This window comes from Pseudomonas sp. B7 (genome assembly GCF_016735645.1).
Lineage (GTDB): Bacteria > Pseudomonadota > Gammaproteobacteria > Pseudomonadales > Pseudomonadaceae > Aquipseudomonas > Aquipseudomonas glycinae.
Genome location: NZ_JAERRE010000002.1, coordinates 448,217 through 464,910, shown reverse-complemented (window position 1 = coordinate 464,910; position 16,694 = coordinate 448,217). Strand labels below are relative to the sequence as shown.

Here is a 16,694-nt window from a genome sequence, read left to right as displayed (position 1 = left end):
GCGCTGTGTACAAGCTCGCGTTTTTTGTTCCCGACAGCCATGTCGAGGTGGTCAAGGACGCTGTATTCGCTGCTGGTGGCGGGCGGATCGGTGACTATGACCACTGTGCTTGGCAGGTGCTTGGCTCTGGTCAGTTTCGGCCTCTGGACGGGAGTCAGCCGTTCATTGGTCAGGCTGGGCAGGTTGAGCGGGTCGAGGAGTGGAAGGTCGAGCTTGTCGTTGGCGATGAGTTGATTCGCTCGGTAGTGGCGGCTCTTAAGTTGAGCCATCCCTACGAGACGCCGGCTTATGAAGTGTGGCGGCTGGAGGATTTTTGATCTTCCTTGGCTGCTGAAATGGAAAACCCGCTGAGAGTGATTTCAGCGGGTTTTTTGGTTTTTGGGGCTTGGGTTTGGATTGAGTGAATATCCGTTGCTGCGGTAATGGCTTCTTATGGTTTCGCCCTTACGGCGAGTCACTTTTTTCAAACGCCCGGAATGCCGGCCCAGAAAAAAGTAACCAAAAACGCTGGGCCCCGGCGTTCGGCACCTCGCTTTGGCTCGGTGTTCCTTCGTTCCGGGATTCATCCGGGGGCATCGCCTACGGTTTGCTTCGCTGCACCTCCTCTCGATGCATGCGGCTGCGCCGCACGGTCGCTGCGCTCCCACCCCCGGATAAATCCCTCCACTCAGCCTGCCGATGGGGCCGGCACGTCAAAAGCGGTACTTGAGCTAACGCTCATCATGTTGAGTGGTGGGAAGCAGGAAGCAGGAAGCAGGAAGCAAAAGTTAGCTGTGTACTGCTTGATCGTTCCCACGCTCCGCGTGGGAATGCAGCCTGGGACGCTCCGCGTTCCATTTTCGAATGTTTAAAGATGTGTGGGATTTACCGAATCTTCCCATTTGGTTTGAGCTTGCCTCTCGCAAGCTCCGGTCATGCGGTGGTTGCTTCAAATGGAACAGGAAACCCGGCCTAGGCCGGGTTCCCTGGTTGTAACCGCTTCACGTCAAAACTGGATGGCGACCATCAGACCTTCGCACTCACCTCACTCCGATTAACCAACCCTTCCAGCGCCACACTCAAACTCTGCGCCCGCTCACCTACCAGCAAGTGCCACACGCCATCCTCCAGCGCGCTCACACCCAAACATCCAAGTTCTTTCAACCGGCTTTCCGACAGCGCTTTGCCATCGGCCAGTTGCAGGCGTATCCGGCTCGTGGCGATGCAGTCGAGTTGCAGCACGTTGTCGCTGCCGCCCAGGGCGTTCAGCCATTGCTGGGCCTGCGGTGCGGCTATAGCAACGGGCTCGCTGGTTTCGACGACGGCGACAGGAGCAGTAGTCGCTGCGGCTCGACCCAATGCGGGCATCGCCAGGCGGATTTCGTCGGCAATGCTGTCGGCCAGCGGCCCGACGACTACCTGCAGACTGCCGCCCTTGCCCGGACGTACCACGGCCATTGCGCCCAGTGCTTTCAAGTCCGCATCGGAGGCTTTGTTGCGATCGACCATTTCCAGTCGCAGACGCGTGGTGCAGGCGCCGACGGTGAGCAGATTCTCGGCACCTCCCAAGGCTTTGATGTACGCAGCGGCGCGCTCGTTTTCTGTCAGCACGGATTTCTCGGCAGTGGCGACGTCTTCACGTCCCGGGGTTTTCAGGTTGAAGCGGCGGATGCAGAAATCGAACACCGCGTAGTAGATGACCGCATATGCAAGGCCTACCGGCACCACCAGCCAGCCGTTGGTCGAGCGTCCCCAGCCCAGCACCATGTCGATGAAGCCGCCGGAGAAGGTGAAGCCCAAGTGGATGTTCAGTGCGTTGGTGATTGCCATCGACAACCCGGTCAGCAGCGCGTGCAGCAAAAACAGCAGCGGTGCGAGGAACATGAAGGCGAATTCGATCGGTTCGGTGACGCCGGTGAGGAATGCGGTCAGGGCCATCGACAGGAAGATCCCGCCCATGACTTTGCGCCGCTCCGGCAGGGCGTTGCGGTACATCGCCAGGCAGGCGGCGGGGAGGCCGAAGATCATGACCGGGAACATGCCGGTCATGAACTGCCCGCCCTTCGGATCGCCGGCGAAGTAGCGGGACAGGTCACCGGTCACCAGCGCGCCAGTGGTCGGGTCGGTGAAGTTGCCGAACACGAACCACGCCATGTTGTTGAGGATGTGGTGCAGGCCGGTGACGATCAGCAGGCGGTTGAACACGCCGAACACGAACGCGCCGAAGCTGCCGCTTTCCATCAGCAGGGTGCCGAAGCTGTTGATGCCGTGCTGGATTGGCGGCCAGATGTAGCCGAACAGCACGCCCAGGCCGACTGCGCTGAACCCGGTGACGATGGGCACGAAACGCCGGCCGCCGAAGAATGCCAGGTACTCCGGCAGCTTGATGTCCTTGAAGCGGTTGTACAGCGCGCCGGCCATCAGGCCGCTGACGATCCCGGCGAGCATGCCCATGTTGATGCTGGCGTCGAGCACCTTGAGGGTGGAAATCATCACCAGGTAGCCGATCACTCCGGCGAGGCCGGCGGTGCCGTTGTTGTCCCGGGCGAAACCGACGGCGATGCCGATGGCGAAGATCATTGCCAGGTTGGCGAAGATCACCTGACCGGCATCGTGGATGATCGCGATGTTCAGCAGGTCGGTGTCGCCCAGGCGCAGCAGCAGGCCGGCGATCGGCAAGATCGCGATCGGCAGCATCAGCGCACGGCCGAGGCGTTGCAGGCCTTCGATGAAGAGTTGGTACATGGCGTTTGTCCTTGTTGTTTTTGTTAGCGCAGAGGCCAATGTTGATGACAGGCATGACGCACCGCGGCGGCGCTGCTCAGCTTGAGCAGGTCCCGGGCGAGGCGTTGGCATTCGGCTTCGTGCAGCTGGCGCACGCGGTCCTTGATTTCGCCGATCTGTACCGGGCTCACCGACAGTTCGCTCACGCCCAGGCCGATCAACACCGGCGTCGCCAGCGGGTCCGAGGCGAGGGCGCCGCACACGCCGACCCAGCGTTTATGCACCGCCGCGCCTTCGCAGGTCATGGCGATCAGGCGCAGCAGCGCCGGGTGCAAGGCATCGACCCGTGCGGCGAGGCCGGCGTGATCGCGGTCCATGGCCAGGGTGTATTGCGACAGGTCGTTGGTGCCGATGGACAGGAAGTCGGCGTGCTCGGCCAGTTGTTCAGCCTGCAATGCAGCGGCCGGGACTTCGATCATCACGCCGATTTCCGGACGTTGATTGATGCCCAGTTCCAGACACAGCGCATCGACCCGCTGGCGGATGTGCAGCAGTTCGTCGACTTCGGTGACCATCGGCAGCAGGATCCGGCAGCGCTGCAACGGGCTGACTTGCAGCAGTGCGCGCAGTTGCTGGTCGAGGATTTCCGGGCGGGCCTGGGCCAGGCGAATGCCGCGCAGGCCGAGTACCGGGTTGGCTTCCACGGGCAGCGGCAGATAGTCGAGTTGTTTGTCGCCGCCGACGTCGATGGTGCGGATGATCACCGACTTGTCGCCCATGGCATCGATCACAGCTTGATAGGCGGCGCGTTGTTCTTCGACGTCCGGCGCAGTGTGGCGATCGACGAACAGGAACTCGGTGCGCAACAGGCCGACGCCGTCGGCGCCGTTGGCAAATGCATCCGCCGCTTCATGGCTGGAGGCGACGTTGGCGACTACTTCGATGGCCACGCCGTTGCGGGTTTCGGCTGGCAGATGGGCCTGGGCTTGCTGGGCGTCGCGCCGTTGTTGGCGGTCGATCTGCGCCTGGCGGACTTCGGCCAGACGCTCGGCATTCGGCGTCAGTTCGAGGCGACCGCCGTCGGCGTCGAGGACCACCGATTGGGCTTGCATCTGATCGAGCAGCGCAGAACCCAGTGCGACCATGCACGGCAGGCCTTTGCCTCGGGCCAGAATCGCCACGTGGGAAGTCGCGCCACCTTCGGCCATGCACAAACCGGCGACGCCTTGCGCGCTCAGTTGCAGCAAATCCGAAGGCGTCAGTTCGTGAGCGGCGACGATGGCGCCGGCCGGTACGTCGTAATGCCAGGCTTCGCCGAGCAGGGCGCGCAGCACCCGTTGCTTGAGGTCGCGCAGATCGTTGGCGCGCTCGGCCAGCAGCGGGCTGCCGGTGTTTTGCAGCACTTGGCATTGCGCGTCGATGGACTGGCTCCAGGCGTGAGTCGCCGCCGTGCCGGTTTCAATCGATTGCCGGGCGGCGTCGAGCAGGGCCGGGTCTTCCAGCAAGGCCAGGTGCGCAGCGAAGATGGCTTCTTCGTCGGCATTGCGCTGTTTTTTCGCCTGGGCGAGGGTGCCGTCGATTTCGCTGCGAACCTGATTCAGCGCCGTGTCGAGAATCTGTAGTTGTTGCTCGGGCTGATGATTGCCGCTGTCGGCTGGCAGGCTGATCGCGTTCAGGCGAAACAGCGGCCCGCCGACCAGACCCGGTGCGGCGCACACGCCGTGCAACACGCCGGCCTCGGCCTGGCGATTGCGTGGAGTGGCGGCAAGCGGTGCAGCGGCGTGATGATCCTCTGGCAGGGCGGTGGCCAGTGCAGCGAGCAAGGCTTGCAGTGCCTCTTGCGCGTCGGAACCCTGACAACGGACCTGCACTTCGTCCTGTTCGCCAATCGCCAGGCCCATCAAACCGATGAGACTGTTGCACGGTGCCGATTTGCCGGCGAAATGCAGCTGCGACTGGCTCTTGAACCCTTGCGCCGTCTGACGGATCAACGCCGCCGGGCGCGCATGCAGACCGCCGCGATGGGCGACCTTTACGTGACCGTGAACTTCCGGGCCGCCGAGTTCTTCTGTATTCGCCGCTGCGCTGTGACGAGCGACGATGTGCAGCAGCGGTTCGCCGACCTTGACCGTTTTCAGGGTGATGGGGCGCGCCTGGAAATCCTGGCTGTTGGTCAGGATCAGCAGGCTGACCAGGCTTTTGCACTGGCGGCCGACCTTGTCCAGGTCATAGCGCAGCAGCGGCTGGCCATTGCTGACCCGCGCGCCTTCCTTGACCAGCATCGAGAAGCCTTCGCCCTGCAACTCCACCGTGTCAAGACCGAGATGCAGCAACAGCTCGGCGCCGTTGTCGGCGCGCACGGTCAGTGCATGGCCGGTGCGGGCGACGTGGATCACCACCCCGGCGCAGGGCGAATACAGGGTGTCGTTCAGCGGATCGATGGCAATGCCGTCGCCCATCGCGCCGCTGGCGAACACCGCGTCCGGGACTTTGGCGAGCGTGAGCACCGGGCCGCTGAGCGGGGCGCTTAAAGTCAGCTCTTTATTGTTGTTGTGCATGGCTCGGTCTCATCAGGAAAACGTTCGGTTCGAACTCAGTGCGTACGGGTGACTTTGCTCAGGTGTCGCGGCTGATCCGGGTCCATGCCACGGGCCACGGCCAGGCCGGCCGCCATCACGTAGAAACTCTGGATCGCCAGGATCGGATCGAGGGCCGGGTGTTCGGCACGGCTGAGGGTCAGGTCGCGTTCGCTCACGTCATCCGGCGCAGCCAGCAACACGCGGGCACCGCGCTGACGCATCTCGGCTGCCAGGCTCAGCAGACCGGCCTGTTCGGCGCCGCGCGGGGCGAACACCAGCAATGGGTAGTGTTCGTCGATCAGGGCCATCGGGCCGTGACGGACTTCGGCGCTGCTGAAGGCTTCGGCCTGGATCGCCGAGGTTTCCTTGAATTTCAGCGCGGCTTCCTGGGCAATGGCAAAACCGGCGCCACGGCCGATCACCATCAGGCGTTCGCAATCGCGCAGGGCATCGATGGCCAGGCTCCAGTCCTGTTGCGCAGCTTCGCGCAAGCCTTCGGGCAGGGCGTTGTGCGCTTCCAGCAATTCGCTGTCTTCTTTCCAGTGCGCGATCAGACGGGCGCTGGCGCTGAGGGTGGCGATGAAACTCTTGGTCGCGGCGACGCTGCTTTCGGTGCCGGCCAGCAACGGCAGGCTGAATTCACACGCAGCTTCCAGCGGCGAATCGGCGGCGTTGACCATCGACACGCTCAAGGCGCCGCGCTTGCGCAGCAGGCGCAGGCTGTTGACCAGATCCGGGCTTTGGCCCGACTGCGAGAAGGCGAACGCGACCTGACCGCTGACCTTCAACGGCGCCTGTTGCATGGTCACCACCGACATCGGCAACGACGCCACCGGTACGCCGAGTTGCTGCATGGTCAGGTAGGCGAAGTAGCTCGCGGCATGGTCGGAGCTGCCACGGGCAACGGTCATCGCCACTTGCGGTGGCTGACGGCGCAGGCGTCCGGCGATCTCGATCATTGGCGGGTCGAGCTGTTGCAGTTGGGCTTGCACGGCCTCGAACGAGGACAGCGCCTCCTCAAGCATTTTTGAAGTCAATGTCTTCTCCTTCGACCATGACGGCGGTCAGTGTGAGTGAGCGATCCAGCCGCACGCAGTCGGCCCAGGCGCCGGGTTGCAGGCGCCCTCGTTCGGTGATGCCGAGGTAGTCGGCGGGGAATTGCGAAAGACGTTGCGAAGCCTCGGCGATCGGCAGACCGATTTTCACCAGATTGCGCAGGGCCTGATCCATGGTCAGGGTGCTGCCGGCCAGGGTGCCGTCGGGCAGGCGCACGCCGCCCAGGCATTTGGTGACTGTGTGGCTGCCGAGCTTGTATTCACCGTCGGGCATGCCTGCGGCGGCGGTTGAATCGGTGACGCAATACAGGCACGGGATCGAGCGCAGAGCCACGCGGATCGCGCCGGGGTGTACGTGCAGCAAGTCCGGAATCAGTTCCGCGAATTTGGCGTGGGCGAGGGCCGCGCCGACGATGCCCGGTTCGCGGTGATGCAGCGGGCTCATGGCGTTGTACAAGTGGGTGAAACTGGTGGCGCCGGCTTCGAGGGCGGCGACACCTTCCTCGTAACTGCCGAGGGTGTGGCCGATCTGCATGCGGATGCCACGGCTGCTCAACTCACGAATCAAACCGTCATGGCCGGCGATTTCCGGGGCGATGGTGATCACCCGGATCGGCGCCAGCGCCAGATAGTCTTCGACCTCGGCCATCAACGCGGTGTGGGCGAAGTTCGGCTGGGCGCCGAGCTTGCCGGGATTGATGTACGGGCCTTCGAGGTGCACGCCGAGCACTCGGGCGGCGCCTTTCGGACGCTGTTCGCAGAATTCGCCGACCTCCTTGAGCACGCTGGCAATCTCGGCACTCGGCGCGGTCATCGTGGTGGCCAGCAGCGAGGTGGTGCCAAAGCGCACGTGGGTCTTGGTGATGGTTTCGAACGCGCTGGCGCCTTCCATGATGTCCTTGCCGCCACCGCCGTGGACGTGCAGGTCGATGAAACCCGGCAGCAGATAAGGCAGGTCATTGGTCGCCGGATCGCAAGGCACGCCTTCGATCGACACGACTCTGCCGTGTTCGTGGATCAGCCGGCCGCGAATCCAGCCGTCAGCGGTGAGGATGTTGTCTTCGGACATTTCGCTTCTCTCGTTTGGCCTGGCTGCTGATCAGCGGCGAAGCTCTGCAACAAAGTCGTAGTAGTCGTTGCGGCAATAGGTGTCGGTGACTTCGATCGGCGTGTTGTCTTCCAGGTAGCCGACCCGGGTCATCAGCAGCATCGCGGTGCCGGGGGCGATGCCGACGAGTGCGGCGAACTCGTCCGAGGCGTTGATCGCCTGGATATGCTGCAGGGCGCGGACGATCGGTTTGCCGATGCTGTCGAGGTGTTCGTAGAGGGAGTCGCCCACCACTTGTGGTTTGGGCATGATCGAGGCGGGCAGGGTGCTCATCTCGATGGCCATCACCGTGTCGTCGGCTTTGCGCAGGCGTTTCATGCGCGCGACCTTGTCGTTCGGCGACAGGCCGAGGCGGATCAGTTCTTCGTGGGTCGGCAGGGTGATTTCCCGCTCCAGCCATTGCGAGCTGGGCACGAAGCCCTTGAGGCGCAGCATCTCGCTGAAGCCCGACAGGCGCGACAGCGGTTGTTCGAGGCGTGGAGTGATGAAGGTGCCGGAACCTTGCAGGCGGCGGATCAAACCTTGATCGAGCAGGACTTCCAGCGCTTTGCGCGCGGTGACCCGGGAAATCCCCAGACTCTCGCTGAGACTGCGCTCCGAGGGCATCGCCTGTTCGGCTTTCCACTGGCCGGCATGAATCGCCGCTTCCAGATTGCGCGCCAGTTGCAGGTACAGCGGCGTCGGCTGGGAATCGTCAGGGCGTAGGGCGTGGAGGTCATTCATGTAAGGCATTTCCGGCGCTGATATAGGATTGTTGTCGCTCGGTAGTCGGGCGAAACCTAATACCACTTGCATACCATGTCAACGCGTCGGAAAGGCCTGTAGTCCTTTGGAACCGGGTGTTTCAGGGCCGGTGGTTTCAAGTGGTATTAGCGCTGGGCGCTGGAAAGCAAAAGATCGCAGTCTGCGGCAGTTCTGGCGGGTGAAAGTGGTATCACCGTTCAGACGTTGCCGCAGATTGCGATCTTTTTGATTTATTTTTTGCGGGCGACCAATGGTCGGGAGAAAGGGCCGTTTTGCGGCCCCTCGGGAGCGTGCTCCCTGGATGACAGAATCAGGGGCGGATTTCGATCATCGTGCCATCCGGCACCAGATTCCAGACTTCGCGCATGTCGACGTTGCGCATGGCGATGCAGCCGTCGGTCCAGTCCAGGGTGTGGAACAGTTGTTCCGGGTTGTCCTCGGAGTCCGGCGTGCCGTGGATCATGATCATGCCGCCAGGCTCTACGCCTTCGCGGCGGGCGCGGGCGGAGTCGCTGATGTTCGGATAGGAGATGTGCATCGACAGGTTGAATTTGTCGCTGGTCTTGCGCCAGTCGATCCAATAGAAACCTTCCGGTGTGCGTTTGTCGCCTTCAATCAGCTTCGGGCCTTTTTTCGCGCCTTTGCCCAGGGAAATGCGATAGCTCTTGAGGGGCTTGCCGTCGGCGATCAACTGCAGTTGATGGGCCGATTTGAGCACCAGTACTTTTTCGATGAGCGGGGTGTTCGAAGGCGTCACGGTGGTCACGAATGACGCTTGGGAGACGGTGACGAACGACAGGCAGAACAGGGCAAGCAACCAGCGCATTGAAACGATTCCCCAGAAATGAAGCAGATACTTTATTTATAGATAGTGTGCAGGCGCTGTCGCGGTCTGCGTCAGCCGGTTATCGGCCGGCCGCCGTCGAAATCAAGTGATGGCCGGTTGAGCGAGTGGCGGGATCGATTCGGAGCGAACCGGATAAACCTCGACACGCCGGTCAGCGAAGAAGCATTCCAGGGTACGGCCCACCGTGCGGAAAGCCAGTTCGTCCCAGGGAATGTCTTCCTCGTCGAACAGTTGCACTTCCAGGCTTTCGGGGCCGGCGGCGAAGTCCAGATCCGCCAGCTCGGCGCGGAAAAACACATGCACCTGACTGATGTGCGGCACGTCGATCAAGGTATAGATGCTCAGGTTGCGCACCCGGGCGCAGGCTTCCTCGGCGGTTTCGCGGATGGCGGCCTGTTCGATGGTCTCGCCGTTCTCCATGAACCCGGCGGGCAGCGTCCAGTAACCGAGGCGTGGCTCGATGGCGCGGCGACACAGCAGGACTTTGCTGCCCCAGGTCGGTACGCAACCGGCCACGATATTGGGGTTCTGGTAGTGAATCGTCTGACAGCTGTCGCAGACGAATCGCAGCCGCGAGTCGCCTTCGGGAATGCGCTGGGTCACCGGGTTGCCGCAGTGGCTGCAAAATTTCATGCTGGGGTTCCTGAATGCTGCGCCTATCTTGGCGTGCAGCGGTGTCAGTCGGCAAGTTGTCGTTTCGCGACATGACGGCCGTTCGGGGCTTGGGCGGTCGCAATGATTGGTGCATGATGCAGGGTAAGGCACCGATCGAGAACACTTATGCTGGACGAGCTACTGCACCGGGTAAGCAATCACACGCCGCGCACGCTGGAGACCGACACGCGTTTCCCCGAGGCCGCTGTCCTGGTGCCGATTACTCGCAGTGACGAACCCGAACTTGTCCTCACCCTGCGCGCCAGCGGGCTCTCGACCCACGGCGGCGAAGTCGCCTTCCCCGGTGGGCGACGCGATCCCGAGGACCCGGATCTGGTGTTCACCGCCCTGCGTGAAGCCGAAGAGGAAATCGGCCTGCCGCCGGGACTGGTCGAAGTGATCGGTCCGCTCAGCCCGCTGATTTCCCTGCATGGCATCAAGGTCACGCCGTATGTCGGGGTGATTCCGGATTTTGTCGAATACCAGGCCAATGATGCCGAGATTGCTGCGGTGTTCAGTGTGCCGCTGGAGTTCTTCCGCAAGGATCCGCGCGAACACACTCATCGCATCGACTACCAGGGTCGCAGTTGGTACGTGCCGAGCTACCGTTACGGTGACTACAAGATCTGGGGGCTGACGGCGATCATGATCGTCGAGTTGATCAACCTGCTCTATGACGCCAAAATCAGCCTGCATCAGCCGCCTAAAAGCTTTATCAACACCTGAAGCCATCGCTCGAATGGCCAGCCATCGTGAGCCCTGAGGAAAACAAGATGAAATACCGCCTGGGCGACGCCCGCGTCGAAACCCATCCGCAGAGCTGGGTCGCCCCCAACGCCGTGCTCGTGGGCAAGGTCAGACTGGAAGAGGGCGCCAACGTCTGGTTCAACGCCGTGCTGCGTGGGGACAACGAACTGATCCTGATCGGCAAGAACAGCAACGTGCAGGACGGCACGGTGATGCACACCGACATGGGCTATCCGCTGACCATCGGCACCGGCGTGACCATCGGCCACAACGCCATGCTCCACGGCTGCACGGTCGGCGACTACAGCCTGATCGGCATCAACGCGGTCATCCTCAACGGCGCGAAGATCGGCAAGAACTGCATCATCGGCGCCAATTCGCTGATCGGCGAAGGCAAGGAAATTCCTGACGGTTCACTGGTGATGGGCTCGCCGGGCAAGGTCGTGCGCGAACTGACCGAGCAACAGAAGAAGATGCTCGAAGCCAGTGCCGCGCATTATGTGCATAACTCTCAGCGCTATGCGCGCGATCTGGTCGAGCAGGAAGAATGACAACCCCGGAAAGACCCGTTGCCTCGCCGTGCGTGAGCATTTGCGCACTGGACGAAGACGACATTTGTACCGGTTGCCAGCGCACGGTCGAGGAAATTACTCGCTGGAGCCGGATGACCAATGATGAACGTCGGGTTGTTCTCGGGCTCTGTCATGAGCGGGCGAAGGCCAGTGGCCTGGTCTGGATGATCGGCAAAACGCCGGGGCAATAGCCGATTTGATTGGCGTCATCGAAGGGCTGAAGTAACCTGTGCGCCAAATTGACAGGTCACGCCCATGATTTTCCTCATCGCTTACATCAGCAGCGTCGTGCTGATCAACTTCGCCTTCTCCACCGCGCCGCACCTGGACATCATCTGGTCGGCCTGGGGCGGGCTGGTGTTCGTGTTGCGCGACATGGTGCAGATCCGTTTCGGCCACGGCGCGATCGTGGCGATGCTGGCGGCGCTGGTGCTGTCCTATGTCACGTCCGATCCGTCGATTGCGCTGGCCAGTGCCACGGCATTCGCGGTCTCGGAGTGCATCGACTGGCTGGTGTTCACCATCACCAGGCGCCCGTTGCGCGACCGGTTGTGGATCAGCTCGGCGCTGAGCATTCCCCTCGATACCTTCATCTTCTTTGGCATGATCGACCTGCTGACGCCGCCAGTGCTTATCACCGCGCTGGCCTCGAAGTTCGCCGGCGTGACTGCGGTCTGGCTGATCATGGCCTGGCGCGAACGCAAACAGGCTGTCGCCGGCTGAAGCCAAACCCTCAGGTTCATGTAAAATGCCGCGCTTTCTCCCCATGGAAAGCGCGTCCGGCGTTGCTTTCCTCGATGATCCGCTTCTTTGAGGACCTGAGATGACCCGTATCGGAACTCCATTGTCGCCGACCGCGACCCGCGTATTGCTGTGTGGCTGTGGTGAGTTGGGCAAGGAAGTGGTGATCGAGCTGCAACGCCTGGGCGTTGAAGTGATCGCCGTTGACCGTTACGCCAACGCGCCGGCCATGCAGGTTGCCCATCGCAGCCACGTGATCAACATGCTCGATGGTGCCGCCCTTCGTGCAGTGATCGAAGCCGAGAAGCCGCACTTCATCGTGCCGGAAATCGAAGCCATCGCCACTGCCACGCTGGTCGCACTGGAAGCCGAAGGCTTCACTGTGATCCCGACCGCTCGCGCCGCGCAACTGACCATGAACCGCGAAGGCATCCGTCGTCTGGCTGCCGAAGAGCTGGACCTGCCGACCTCGCCGTACCACTTCGCCGACACCTTCGAGGACTACAGCAAGGCCGTTCAGGACCTCGGCTTTCCGTGCGTCGTGAAACCAGTGATGAGTTCGTCGGGCAAGGGTCAGAGCCTGCTGCGCAGCGCCGATGACGTGCAGAAAGCCTGGGATTACGCCCAAGAGGGCGGTCGCGCCGGCAAAGGTCGCGTGATCATCGAAGGTTTCATCGATTTCGACTACGAAATCACTCTGCTGACCGTGCGTCACGTCGGCGGCACGACGTTCTGTGCGCCGGTCGGCCACCGTCAGGAGAAGGGCGACTATCAGGAATCCTGGCAGCCACAGGCCATGAGCCCGGTGGCGCTGGCTGAATCCGAGCGTGTAGCCAAAGCCGTGACCGAAGCGTTGGGCGGTCGTGGTCTGTTCGGCGTCGAGCTGTTCATCAAGGGCGATCAGGTGTGGTTCAGTGAAGTGTCGCCACGTCCACACGACACCGGTCTGGTAACCCTGATTTCCCAGGACCTGTCGCAGTTCGCCCTGCACGCCCGAGCCATCCTCGGCCTGCCGGTGCCACTGATCCGTCAGTTCGGCCCATCGGCTTCGGCGGTGATTTTGGTGGAAGGCCAGTCGACCCAGACTGCATTCGCCAACCTCGGCGCTGCACTGAGCGAACCGGATACCGCGCTGCGTCTGTTCGGCAAGCCTGAAGTCAATGGCCAGCGTCGCATGGGTGTTGCACTGGCCCGTGACGAGTCGATCGAGGCCGCTCGTGCCAAGGCGACCCGTGCTTCTCAGGCTGTCGTTGTAGAGCTGTAATCTCGCAACCTGATCGCTCCCGCATCGGGCGGGAGCGATCAGGGCATTTACGACACCTGATTCAAATCGTTATTGCGCGTTTCCTTCAGGCACAGCACAGCGATCAGGCTGAGCACCGCGGCCGCAGACACATACCCGCCGACGTAACTCAAACCACCCATCGCCACCAGTTTCTGCGCAAAGAATGGCGCCGCCGAGGCTCCGACAATGCCGCCGAGGTTGTAGGCCGCCGATGCACCGGTATAGCGGACGTGTGTCGGAAACAGCTCCGGCAGCAGCGCGCCCATTGGGGCGAATGTCACCCCCATCAGAAACAGCTCGATGCACAGGAACAGGGCCACGCCCCAGGTCGAACCCTGAGTCAGCAGCGGCTCCATCAGAAACCCGGAAAGAATCGCCAGCACACCGCCGACGATCAGCACCGGCTTGCGCCCGTAACGATCGCTTGCCCACGCCGACAACGGCGTCGCGGCTGCCATGAACAGTACTGCGAAGCACAGCAGCCCGAGGAAAGTCTCACGGCTGTAGCCCAATGTGGATACGCCGTAGCTCAGGGAAAACACCGTCGAGATGTAGAACAGGGCGTAGCACACCACCATGGCAGCGGCACCAAGCAATGTCGGTACCCAGTATTGGCTGAACAGCTCGACCAGCGGCACTTTCACTCGTTCCTGGCGGGCAATGGCATTGGCGAACACCGGGGTTTCGTGAAGCTTGAGGCGCACGTACAGCCCGACCATCACCAGCACGGCGCTGAGCAGGAACGGAATCCGCCAGCCCCAGCTGCGGAATTGATCGTCGCTCAGGCTCATGGCCAACGTCAGGAACAGACCGTTGGCAGCCAGAAAACCAATCGAAGGGCCGAGTTGCGGGAACATGCCGAACCACGCCCGTTTGCCTTTCGGCGCGTTTTCGGTCGCCAGCAGCGCTGCACCGCCCCATTCGCCACCCAATCCCAGGCCCTGGCCGAAGCGCAGCACGCAAAGCAGGATCGGCGCCCACGCCCCGATGCTGTCGTAGCCCGGCAGCACGCCGATCAGCGTGGTGCAGACGCCCATCAGCAGCAGCGAAGCGACCAAAGTCGATTTGCGCCCGATCCGGTCGCCGAAATGGCCGAACAGCGCCGAGCCCAGCGGTCGGGCCAGGAAGGCGATGCCGAAGGTAAGAAATGCCGAAAGCATCTGCGCCGTGCCGGAAGTCTGCGGGAAGAACACCGGCCCGATCACCAGCGCAGCAGCGGTGGCGTAGACATAGAAATCGTAGAACTCGATGGCCGTGCCGATGAAGCTTGCCGTGGCCACGCGGGTGGCGGAGTTGGTCGGTTGGGCAGGCGTGGTGTCGCTGTAAGCGGTACTGGTCGTCATGCGGTGATCCCTGACAGTCATGAGCTCCGTTGGAGCGAATTATTATGGTCGAACACCCAGGGATGTGGGATGAGGCGCGATCGCTGCTTCAGGTAGGAACAGTCGTCGGTGTGATGCGGATATTGCCGATGAACCGGCCGGAACTTGTCGGGTGCGGGGTAAGCACACGGTTCGGCGGGGCTTGGGTAAGCCCCGCGATTATAGGAAGGTGGCTAACGATTGAACAAGAGGCTGCCTAGCGAACAGGGGTGAGCGCAGGGGCCGAGGAGGTGTGCCAGATCAGGACCTTGCTGACCCGGTTCTCTTCGGTTTCGAGAATCTCCAGCCGGTAGCGGCCGATCTTCAGGCAGACCGCGCTTTCCGGGATGGTTTCCAGCGCTTCGGTCACCAGGCCATTGAGGGTCCGGGGGCCGTCGCTGGGCAGGTGCCAGCCCAGGCATTTGTTCAGTTCGCGGATCGACGCCGCGCCATCGATCACCATGCGGCCATCGGCTTGCGGGTGGATGTGCGGGTTGTCGAGGCTGTGCTCGCTTTCGAATTCGCCGACGATCTCTTCGAGAATGTCTTCCAGGGTGACAATCCCCAGCACTTCGCCGTACTCGTCCACCACCATGCCCAGCCGCCGCTGCTGCTTGTGGAAGTTCAGCAGCTGCAGTTGCAGCGGGGTGCTTTCGGGAACGAAGTAGGGCTCGTAACTGGCCGCCAGCAAGGCTTCGCGGGTCAGGTTGCCATTGTCCAGCAAATGGCGGACCTGCCGGGTGTTGAGCACCGCCTCGACCTGATTGATATCGCTGTGAAACAGCGGCAGACGAGTACGACGGTTGTGGCGCAGTTGCTCGGTGATTTCTTCGATCGGATCGTCGAGGTTGATGCCGTCGACATCGCTGCGCGGCACCAGAATGTCGTTGACCGTGATGTTATCCAGCGCATGGATGCCCGAAACCGGATGCGGGCGCACTGGATGATCGGGGTCATCATGACGCTCCGCCGGCACATCGTCTTCGCTCTGTTGCACCACCTGGGCCTTGCGGATGAACGGGCGCATCAGCAAACCACTGACGCGGCTGAGCAGCCAGGCAAGCGGGTAAACGACCTTCAGCGGTACTGCCAGCAGCGTATTGCCGAACGACAGCACCGCATCCGGATAACGCTGGGCAAGGGCGCGGGGAAAATAGTCGGCAAAAACCAGCAGCAGGGCGCCGGCGCCAAGGCAAGCCGCCCAGGGGCCGTTTTCTTCACAGAGAAAGATGGCCAGCAGCGTGGCCAGGATGACGGCGAGGGCGCGGCACAGGGTATTGCAGAGGATCAGGCTGTCGAGCGGGAAGCTGAGCCTGGCCAGGGGCTTGTCGCTGGCGCGGGAAGCGGTGCGTTGCGCGAGCAGGTGCTGTTGCGCCGCTTCGACGGCGGTAAACAGCCCTGACCAGAGAATCAGCAGGGCAAATACCGCGAGCATCGGCCCTATGGGCAAACCGTCCATTTATGCCGCCCGTCAGATGTGCAGGATGTATTCACGGACCAGTTTGCTGCCGAAATACGCGAGCATCAGCAGGCAGAAACCGGCGAGGGTCCAGCGGATTGCCTTGTGTCCGCGCCAGCCGAGGCGGTTACGGCCCCACAGCAGGACGCTGAACACGATCCAGGCCAGGCAGGCCAGCAGGGTTTTATGCACCAGATGCTGGGCAAACAGGTTCTCGACGAACAGCCAGCCGGAGATCAGCGACAGCGACAGCAGCGTCCAGCCGGCCCAGAGGAAGCCGAACAGCAGGCTTTCCATGGTTTGCAGTGGCGGGAAGTTCTTGATCAGCCCGGACGGGTGCTTGTGCTTGAGCTGATGATCCTGCACCAGCAGCAACAAGGCCTGAAACACCGCGATGGTGAACATGCCGTAGGCGAGGATCGACAACAGGATGTGCGCGAGGATGCCCGGTTCTTCATCGATGATCTGCACCGTACCGGCCGGCGCGAACTGCGCCAGCAGCACCGTGATCGCACCCAGCGGGAACAGCAGCACCAGCAGGTTTTCCACCGGAATCCGCGAGCAGGCGAGCAGGGTCAGGGCAATGACCGCCGCAGCGATCAGGCTCGAAGCGCTGAAGAAATCCAGGCCCAGACCGATCGGTGTCAATAAATGCGTAAGCAGGCTGGCGCTGTGGGCCAGCACGGCGAGAACGCCGAGCGAGACCAGCAGGCGCTTGTTGGCCTTGGCGCCAGTGGCCAGGCGGGTGCCCTGATAGAGGGTCGCAGCGGCGTAGAGAAGGGCGGCGGCGAGGGTGGTCAGCAAACTCGGTGACAAGGGGAGCATAAATCCTGTTAGGC

At 62.3% G+C, this 16,694-nt stretch carries 16 protein-coding genes; 6 read left to right on the top strand and 10 right to left on the bottom strand.

The features are described 5' to 3' along the window. The first annotated feature begins 5 nt into the window (after positions 1-5). Positions 6-317 carry a Nif3-like dinuclear metal center hexameric protein gene (locus tag JKA62_RS07045; protein WP_201817050.1) on the top strand — a complete coding sequence of 104 codons (312 nt, stop codon included), beginning with the start codon at positions 6-8 and terminating at the stop codon, positions 315-317. A 688-nt stretch (positions 318-1,005) separates the two neighbouring features. Here JKA62_RS07045 and nagE read toward each other — a convergent pair. The 7 genes from nagE to JKA62_RS07010 form a co-directional block, all read right to left on the bottom strand. Then, positions 1,006-2,724, bottom strand: coding sequence for an N-acetylglucosamine-specific PTS transporter subunit IIBC (gene nagE / locus JKA62_RS07040; RefSeq protein WP_011332598.1), 1,719 nt, complete (start codon positions 2,722-2,724; stop codon positions 1,006-1,008). Between the two features lie 23 nt (positions 2,725-2,747). Continuing rightward, positions 2,748-5,261, bottom strand: coding sequence for a phosphoenolpyruvate--protein phosphotransferase (gene ptsP, locus JKA62_RS07035; RefSeq protein WP_201817047.1), 2,514 nt, complete (start codon positions 5,259-5,261; stop codon positions 2,748-2,750). Positions 5,262-5,296: 35 nt separating this feature from the next. Further along, the gene (locus tag JKA62_RS07030) at positions 5,297-6,319 is read right to left on the bottom strand and encodes an SIS domain-containing protein (protein ID WP_102686926.1); all 1,023 of its coding nucleotides are present in this window, start codon (positions 6,317-6,319) and stop codon (positions 5,297-5,299) included. Beyond that, a complete protein-coding gene (gene nagA, locus JKA62_RS07025) occupies positions 6,300-7,406 on the bottom strand; it encodes an N-acetylglucosamine-6-phosphate deacetylase (protein ID WP_085747015.1) in 1,107 nt (368 codons plus the stop codon). Before nagA ends, JKA62_RS07030 begins: the two co-directional genes overlap by 20 nt. Before the next feature lie 30 nt (positions 7,407-7,436). Next, entirely contained in the window at positions 7,437-8,168 is a 732-nt protein-coding gene (locus JKA62_RS07020) for a GntR family transcriptional regulator (protein ID WP_409438508.1), read from the bottom strand. A 331-nt stretch (positions 8,169-8,499) separates the two neighbouring features. Continuing rightward, complete coding sequence (locus JKA62_RS07015) at positions 8,500-9,015, bottom strand: L,D-transpeptidase family protein (RefSeq protein ID WP_007954614.1); 516 nt, start codon at positions 9,013-9,015, stop codon at positions 8,500-8,502. Between the two features lie 102 nt (positions 9,016-9,117). Next, positions 9,118-9,669 (bottom strand): NUDIX hydrolase, encoded by a 552-nt coding sequence (locus JKA62_RS07010; protein ID WP_011332604.1) that lies wholly within the window; start codon positions 9,667-9,669, stop codon positions 9,118-9,120. Between the two features lie 147 nt (positions 9,670-9,816). On the opposite strand from JKA62_RS07010, the gene JKA62_RS07005 reads away from it, so the two are divergent. The 5 genes from JKA62_RS07005 (at position 9,817) to purT (ending at position 13,014) form a co-directional block, all read left to right on the top strand. Next, entirely contained in the window at positions 9,817-10,416 is a 600-nt protein-coding gene (locus JKA62_RS07005) for a CoA pyrophosphatase (protein WP_011332605.1), read from the top strand. Between the two features lie 47 nt (positions 10,417-10,463). Next, positions 10,464-10,988, top strand: a complete 525-nt coding sequence (locus JKA62_RS07000) for a gamma carbonic anhydrase family protein (RefSeq protein WP_011332606.1) — start codon at positions 10,464-10,466, stop codon at positions 10,986-10,988. After that, complete coding sequence (locus JKA62_RS06995) at positions 10,985-11,200, top strand: DUF1289 domain-containing protein (protein ID WP_007954618.1); 216 nt, start codon at positions 10,985-10,987, stop codon at positions 11,198-11,200. The genes JKA62_RS07000 and JKA62_RS06995 overlap by 4 nt, the downstream gene beginning before the upstream one ends. Positions 11,201-11,264: 64 nt before the next feature. Next, the gene (locus JKA62_RS06990; protein WP_011332607.1) at positions 11,265-11,732 is read left to right on the top strand and encodes a preQ0 transporter; all 468 of its coding nucleotides are present in this window, start codon (positions 11,265-11,267) and stop codon (positions 11,730-11,732) included. Positions 11,733-11,832: 100 nt separating this feature from the next. Beyond that, positions 11,833-13,014 (top strand): formate-dependent phosphoribosylglycinamide formyltransferase, encoded by a 1,182-nt coding sequence (purT, locus tag JKA62_RS06985; protein WP_011332608.1) that lies wholly within the window; start codon positions 11,833-11,835, stop codon positions 13,012-13,014. A gap of 47 nt (positions 13,015-13,061) precedes the next feature. Here the strand turns inward: purT and JKA62_RS06980 are convergent, their stop codons facing one another. From JKA62_RS06980 to JKA62_RS06970, 3 genes are all read right to left on the bottom strand, one after another. Beyond that, the gene (locus JKA62_RS06980) at positions 13,062-14,378 is read right to left on the bottom strand and encodes an MFS transporter (protein WP_201817045.1); all 1,317 of its coding nucleotides are present in this window, start codon (positions 14,376-14,378) and stop codon (positions 13,062-13,064) included. A gap of 235 nt (positions 14,379-14,613) precedes the next feature. Beyond that, complete coding sequence (locus JKA62_RS06975; RefSeq protein ID WP_201817044.1) at positions 14,614-15,855, bottom strand: transporter associated domain-containing protein; 1,242 nt, start codon at positions 15,853-15,855, stop codon at positions 14,614-14,616. 12 nt (positions 15,856-15,867) lie between these two features. Continuing rightward, the gene (locus JKA62_RS06970) at positions 15,868-16,680 is read right to left on the bottom strand and encodes a cytochrome C assembly family protein (protein ID WP_039769548.1); all 813 of its coding nucleotides are present in this window, start codon (positions 16,678-16,680) and stop codon (positions 15,868-15,870) included. Positions 16,681-16,694 lie beyond the last annotated feature (14 nt).